Source organism: Tahibacter caeni (genome assembly GCF_024609805.1).
Taxonomy (GTDB): Bacteria; Pseudomonadota; Gammaproteobacteria; order Xanthomonadales; family Rhodanobacteraceae; genus Tahibacter; species Tahibacter caeni.
In genome coordinates, this window is the sequence record NZ_JANFVR010000305.1 from 1 (window position 1) to 5706 (window position 5706).

General features: G+C 69.1%; 5 protein-coding genes. 1 reads left to right on the plus strand and 4 read right to left on the minus strand.

Features of this window, described 5'->3' with window-relative positions:
* Nucleotides 1-123: 123 nt before the first annotated feature.
* The gene (gene waaA, locus NON22_RS19340; protein ID WP_343231951.1) at nucleotides 124-1416 is read left to right on the plus strand and encodes a lipid IV(A) 3-deoxy-D-manno-octulosonic acid transferase; all 1293 of its coding nucleotides are present in this window, start codon (nucleotides 124-126) and stop codon (nucleotides 1414-1416) included.
* 75 nt (nucleotides 1417-1491) lie between these two features.
* On the opposite strand, the gene NON22_RS19345 is transcribed toward waaA, so the two are convergent.
* From NON22_RS19345 to NON22_RS19360, 4 genes are all read right to left on the minus strand, one after another.
* The gene (locus tag NON22_RS19345; protein ID WP_257388608.1) at nucleotides 1492-2880 is read right to left on the minus strand and encodes a TolC family outer membrane protein; all 1389 of its coding nucleotides are present in this window, start codon (nucleotides 2878-2880) and stop codon (nucleotides 1492-1494) included.
* A gap of 71 nt (nucleotides 2881-2951) precedes the next feature.
* A complete protein-coding gene (locus NON22_RS19350; RefSeq protein ID WP_257388609.1) occupies nucleotides 2952-3608 on the minus strand; it encodes a protein-L-isoaspartate O-methyltransferase family protein in 657 nt (218 codons plus the stop codon).
* 128 nt (nucleotides 3609-3736) lie between these two features.
* Nucleotides 3737-4054, minus strand: a complete 318-nt coding sequence (locus NON22_RS19355) for a hypothetical protein (protein WP_257388610.1) — start codon at nucleotides 4052-4054, stop codon at nucleotides 3737-3739.
* Between the two features lie 10 nt (nucleotides 4055-4064).
* A partial coding sequence (locus NON22_RS19360) for an efflux RND transporter permease subunit (protein WP_257388611.1) occupies nucleotides 4065-5706 on the minus strand: 1642 nt, incomplete at its 5' end.

Consider the following 5706-nt stretch of genomic DNA (forward strand, 5'->3'; position numbering starts at 1 on the left):
AGCCGCAATGCGGCGGCCGCTCGCGGCCGCAGTCGGCGGCGGCCCCGGCGGTCGGCGGCACGGCCCGCCGGGCTCGCGGGCCGCCGCCGTTATACTGCGCCGCCCCCGCCACGATACGGCTACGTGTTCCCGCGCTCCCTCTACACGTTCGTGATGTACCTGCTGACGCCCGTGATCCTGTTCCGGCTCGCGCGGCGCGGCCTGCATTACCGCAGCTACCTCGGGCGCTGGCGCGAGCGCTTCGGCTTCTTCCCGGCGCCGGGCTACCGGGAGAGCATCTGGATCCACGCCGTTTCGGTCGGCGAGGTCAACGCGGCCGTGCCGCTGATCGAGGCGCTGATGCGCGAGCACGCCGACCTGCCGTTCGTCATCACGACGATCACGCCGACCGGCTCGGAGCGCGTGCAGAAGCTGTTCGGCGACCGCGTTTTCCACGTCTACCTGCCCTACGACCTGCCGGCGTCGGTCGCGCGCTTCCTCGATCGCGTGCGGCCGCGGCTCGGCGTGATCATGGAAACCGAGATCTGGCCGAACCTGTTCCACGAATGCGCGCGGCGACGCATCCCGCTGGTCGTCGCCAACGCGCGGCTGTCGCAGAAGAGCCTGCGCGGCTACGGTCCGGTGCGGCCGCTCGCGCGCGTCGCCATCCGTTCGGCCTGCTACGTCGCGGCGCAGTCGGTCGGAGACGCCCAGCGCCTGCTCGAGCTCGGCGCCGATCCGCAGCGCCTGGCCGTCCTCGGCAACATCAAGTTCGACATGGCCGTGCCCGACGAACTGGCCGAGCTCGGCCGCTCGCTGCGCGCGCGCTGGGGCCCGCATCGGCCGGTCTGGATCGCCGCGAGCACGCACGAGGGTGAGGAGCTCGCCGTGCTCAAGGCGCACGCGGCGGTGCTGCGGCGTTTTCCCGACGCGCTGCTGCTGATCGCGCCGCGCCATCCCGAGCGTTTCCGGCCGGTCGCGCTGGCCTGCCGCAATCTCGGCTTCACGACGCGCACGCGCAGCGAGGACGAGCACGCCGGCACGGTCAGCCAGTGCTTCGTCATCGATACCCTCGGCGAGCTGCTGCGCTATTACGCCGCCTCCGACGTGGCCTTCGTCGGCGGCAGCCTCGTGCCGATCGGCGGCCACAACGTGCTGGAGCCGGCTGCGCTGTCGGTGCCGGTCGTGGTCGGGCCGAACACGTTCAATTTCGAGGCGATCACGGCCAGCCTCGTCGACGAGGGCGGCGCGGTGCAGATCGCCGAAGCCGACGCGCTCGGCGCGGCCATCGTGCGCCAGTTGTCCGACGAGACCGGCCGGCGCCGCATGGGCGCCCAGGCGCGCGCCGTGTTCGAGCGCGAGCGCGGCGCCGTCGCGCGCAACATGGCGGCGATCGAGGCCGTGCTCGCGGCGCATCTGCCGCCGGAGCGGTCCTGACGGATCGCGGGTTGCGGGCAACAAAAAAGCGGGCAATGCCCGCTTTTTCGTCTTTGCCGGAAGTGCGCGGCGCGATCACTCGAGCAGCGCGTTGACTTCCTTCAGGTCGTTCGGGCCGACGTTGCCGGCCGACTGGCGCAGGCGCAGCTGGTTCAGCACGAAGTTGTGACGCGCCTGGGACAGGTCGCGCTGGGCCTGGTAGAGCTGGCGCTGCGACAGCAGCACGTCGACGATCGTGCGCGTGCCGACTTCGAAGCCGGCCTGGGTCGCTTCGAGCGCGCTGTTGGCCGAGACGACGGCCTGCTTGCGCGCCTCGACCTCGCTGATGCCGGCGACGACGGCGCGGAAGTTCAGGCGCGTGTTGCGCACGAGCGCGCGCTTCTGCTGTTCCAGCGCGTCCTGCGCGACGTCGCGGTCGTAGACCGCTTGGCGCACGCGCGACTGGGTGTAGCCGCCGGTGAAGATCGGCACGCTCAGGCGCAGGCCGAAGCCGTGCGTCGTGGTCTTGCCGTTGTCGTGGAAGGTGCCCGGGAACTGGCTGCTGCCGCCGTCGCCCCAGGTCGGGTTGCGCGACCAGCTGACCGTGCCCGACAGGGTCGGCAGGTGACCCGAACGTGCCGTGTTGATGTTGGCCTGCGCTGCCGACACCGCGTATTCCTGCGCCTTGAGGCCCGGGTTCTCGGCAACCGCCTTGTTGACCCAGGCTTCCATGTCGTTCGGCACCGGCTCCTGCATCGGGATGTCGGTGCGCAGGCGCGCCAGCGGACCGGGTTCCTTCGCGGTGATCTCGCGCAGCGCTTCGTGCGCGTCGTCGAGCGCATTCTGCGCATTGATCGTCGCGGCGCGGGCCGAGTCGTACTGGGCCTTGGCTTCGTTGACGTCGGTGATCGCCGACAGACCGACCTCGAAGCGCTGCTGCGCCTGGTCGAGCTGGCGGCCGAGCGCCTTCTCTTCGGCCTGCGAGAACGTCAGGGTGTCTTCGGCGGTCAGCACGGCGAAGTACGCCGTGGCGACGCGGATCGACAAATCCTGCTCGGCCTGCACGTAGAGGGAGTCGCCGCGGTTGGCGAGTTCCTTGGCCGCCTTGCGCGCGGTCCAGCGGCTGAAGTCGAGGATGGACTGGGTCAGGGTGCCGCTGAGCGTGGTGCTGCGACCGTCGCTGTTGCTCGTGGAGACGCGTGGGCCGAGGTTGCCTTCGGCGTCGGCGGAGATGCCGGCGCTGTAGGTCTCGCGGCTGCTGTCGTTGTAATCGAGCAGGGCCGAGATCTGCGGCAGCAGCTGCGCGGTCGCCTGATCGACGCCCTCGCCGGTGGACAGGCGCTGGGCCTCGGCGCCGGACAGAACCGGATCGTTCTGGCGGGCGAGGTCGTACACCTGGATCAGATCGTCGGCCGAGGCGAGTGCCGGCACCAGCGCGATGGCCAGTGACAGGGGCAGCAGCTTGAACGGGTTTCGCTTGGTCATTGTCGCTTCCTGGAAGGGAGCCGTCCTGGATTAAGGCTCAAAAGGGTTGCGAACTCGCTCGGCCGGGAACGTTACAGACTGAACCGCTTGGGTGGAGCGGCGTTCGTCAGGTAGGCGAGATCGGTTTCGAACAAAGAGGTTTCGCGCAGAGTGGTGCCGTCGCGCGTAAACACAATGGCCTGCTGCACCGGCGATTCGCCGACCACCGCGAACAGGCGGCCGCCGGGCTTGAGCCAGCTCCTGAAGCGCTCGGGCAGCGCGTAGACGGCGCCGGTCAGCACGACCGCGTCGAACTCGCGGCCTGGCTCAAACGCGAGCACGGCTTCGGCGACGTCAACCTTGGCGTTCGTCGCGCCGTCGCGCTGCAGGCGCTCGCGCGCGGTCGCGGCAAGGTCGGCGTGCTGCTCGACGCTGAGCACCTCGCCGGCGAGGCGCGCGAGGCAGGCGGTCAGGAAGCCCGAACCGGTGCCGATCTCCAGCACGCTGTCGCCCGGACGCAGATCCAGGGCCTGCAGTACGCGGCCTTCGACGATCGGCTTCATCATGGTTTCGCCGTGGGCCAGCGGCAGCTCGAGGTCGGCAAAGGCCAGCTGGCGATGCGCCGCGTCGACGTAGTTTTCGCGCCGCACGTCGGCGAGTACCGCGAGCACGCGTTCGTCGAGCACGTCCCAGGGACGCACCTGCTGCTCGATCATGTTGAAACGAGCCCTTTCGACATTCAGGGACACGGCGCGACTCCAGCGGAAAAGGGGCGAAAGCATAGGCGCTGACGCCCGCTACGGCAAATTCAGCATGGCGGCTCCGGGCCCCGCTCCGTAGTGCCGGAAGTCACCGCAAGTACCTGACATTCCTCACCTTACGCTGTCCGGCGCGGCGTTCCGGACAGGGCCGGACGTCCGTTCGCCGGCAGCCGGGCACGGGCATGCAGCACCCCGGCCGCGAGGCGCTGATCGACGCGTTCGATGCGCGCCGGCGCCTGCGGGTTGCGCACGAAGGTCTGCCAGGCCAGCCAGCGCGTCAGCCGAGCAAGGTCCAGCTTGTCGAGCGCCGCCATGCGTACACGCCCGGCCATGGCCAGGCTGGCGTCGAAATGCGGCGCGTCGAGCAGCGCGGCGAAGGCCCGCTGCGCCAGTTTGAACGATTGACTCAATTGCAGTTCGGGAACGGATGACATGTCTGGGGTCCTATGCGCCGACCGGAGCGGCGTCCGCGGCCGGACGTTTGATCCGGAACCAGGCCGCGTACAGCGCCGGTAGGAGGAGCAGAGTCAGCGCCGTTGCAACGAACAGGCCACCCATGATGGCGACGGCCATGGGTCCGAAGAACGCGCTGCGCGACAGCGGGATCATCGCGAGGATGGCCGCCAGGGCGGTCAGTACGATGGGGCGGAAGCGCCGGACGGTCGCATCGACGATCGCCTCCCAGGGCGCGTGGCCCTTGGCGATGTCCTGATCGATCTGATCGATCAGGATCACCGAGTTGCGCATGATCATGCCGAACAACGCGATCGTGCCGAGCATGGCCACGAAACCGAACGGCACGTTGAACACGAGCAGGAACAGCGCCACGCCGATCAGTCCGAGCGGCGCGGTCAGGAACACCATGATCGTGCGGCTGAAGCTGCGCAGCTGCAGCATCAGCAGGGTCAACACGACGAACAGGAACAGCGGCATGCCGGCGTTGACCGAGCGCTGGCCCTTGCCCGAATCCTCGACGGTGCCGCCGACTTCCAGCAGATAGCCGGCCGGCAGTTTGGCGCGGACGGCATCGAGCGTCGGCTCGATCTGGGCGGTAATCGTCGGTGGCTGCAGCAGGCCGTCGGTGTCGCCGCGCACGGTTATGGTCGGCAGGCGGTTGCGGCGCCAGATGATGCCTTCCTCCATCGCGTACTGCAGGCGCGCGATCTGGCTCAGCGGCACCGACTTGCCCGACGCCGTCGGCACGGCGAGGTTTTCCAGCAGCGACAGCTGCGCGCGTTCCTCGGCGGGGCCGCGCAGCAGCACCTGGATCAGTTCGTCCTTCTCGCGGTAGATCGAGATGGGCACGCCCGACAGCGAGCTTTGCAGGAAGTTGGAAAGATCCTGCGAGCTGACGCCGAGCACGCGCGCGCGGTCCTGGTCGATCTCAAGACGGATGACCTTGCTCGGCTCGTCCCAGTCCAGGTTGACGTTGCGCATGTGCGGATTGCGCCGCACCTGATCGGCGGCTTCGCGGGCGTACTTGCGCACGAGGCCGATGTCCTCGCCGGAGATGCGGAACTGGATCGGATAGCCGACCGGCGGGCCGTTCTCCAGGCGCAGCACGCGGCCGCGCACTTCGGGGAAGTCGCTCTCGAACAGGGCGAGGAGATCGGCGCGCAGCTTCTCGCGCTCCTTGAGGCCCTTGGTCAGCAGCACGAACTGGGCGAAGCTGGCCTGCGGCAGCTGCTGGTCCAGCGGCAGATAGAAGCGCGGCGAACCGGTGCCGACGTAGCTCACGTAGTTCTCGAGCTCGTTGCGCGCGCTGAGCCACTGCTCGAGCTTGCGCACCTGCGTCGCCGTCGCTTCGAGCGACGAGCCCTCGGTCAGCTTCATGTCGACCATGAGTTCCGGACGCGTCGAGTCCGGGAAGAACTGCTGCTGCACGAAGCGGAAGCCGACGATGGAGGCGACGAACAGTGCGAGCGTCGCCGCGATCACGATGCGCCGGTGCGCGACGCACCAGTCGACCAGATTGCGGAAGTGGCGATAGAACGGCGAGGCGTAGGGATCGTGCGCCGCGTGGCCGTGGGCCGGACCGCCGGCCAGCGCGCCGCGCAGGCGCCGCGGCAGCAGGCCGATCGCCCGC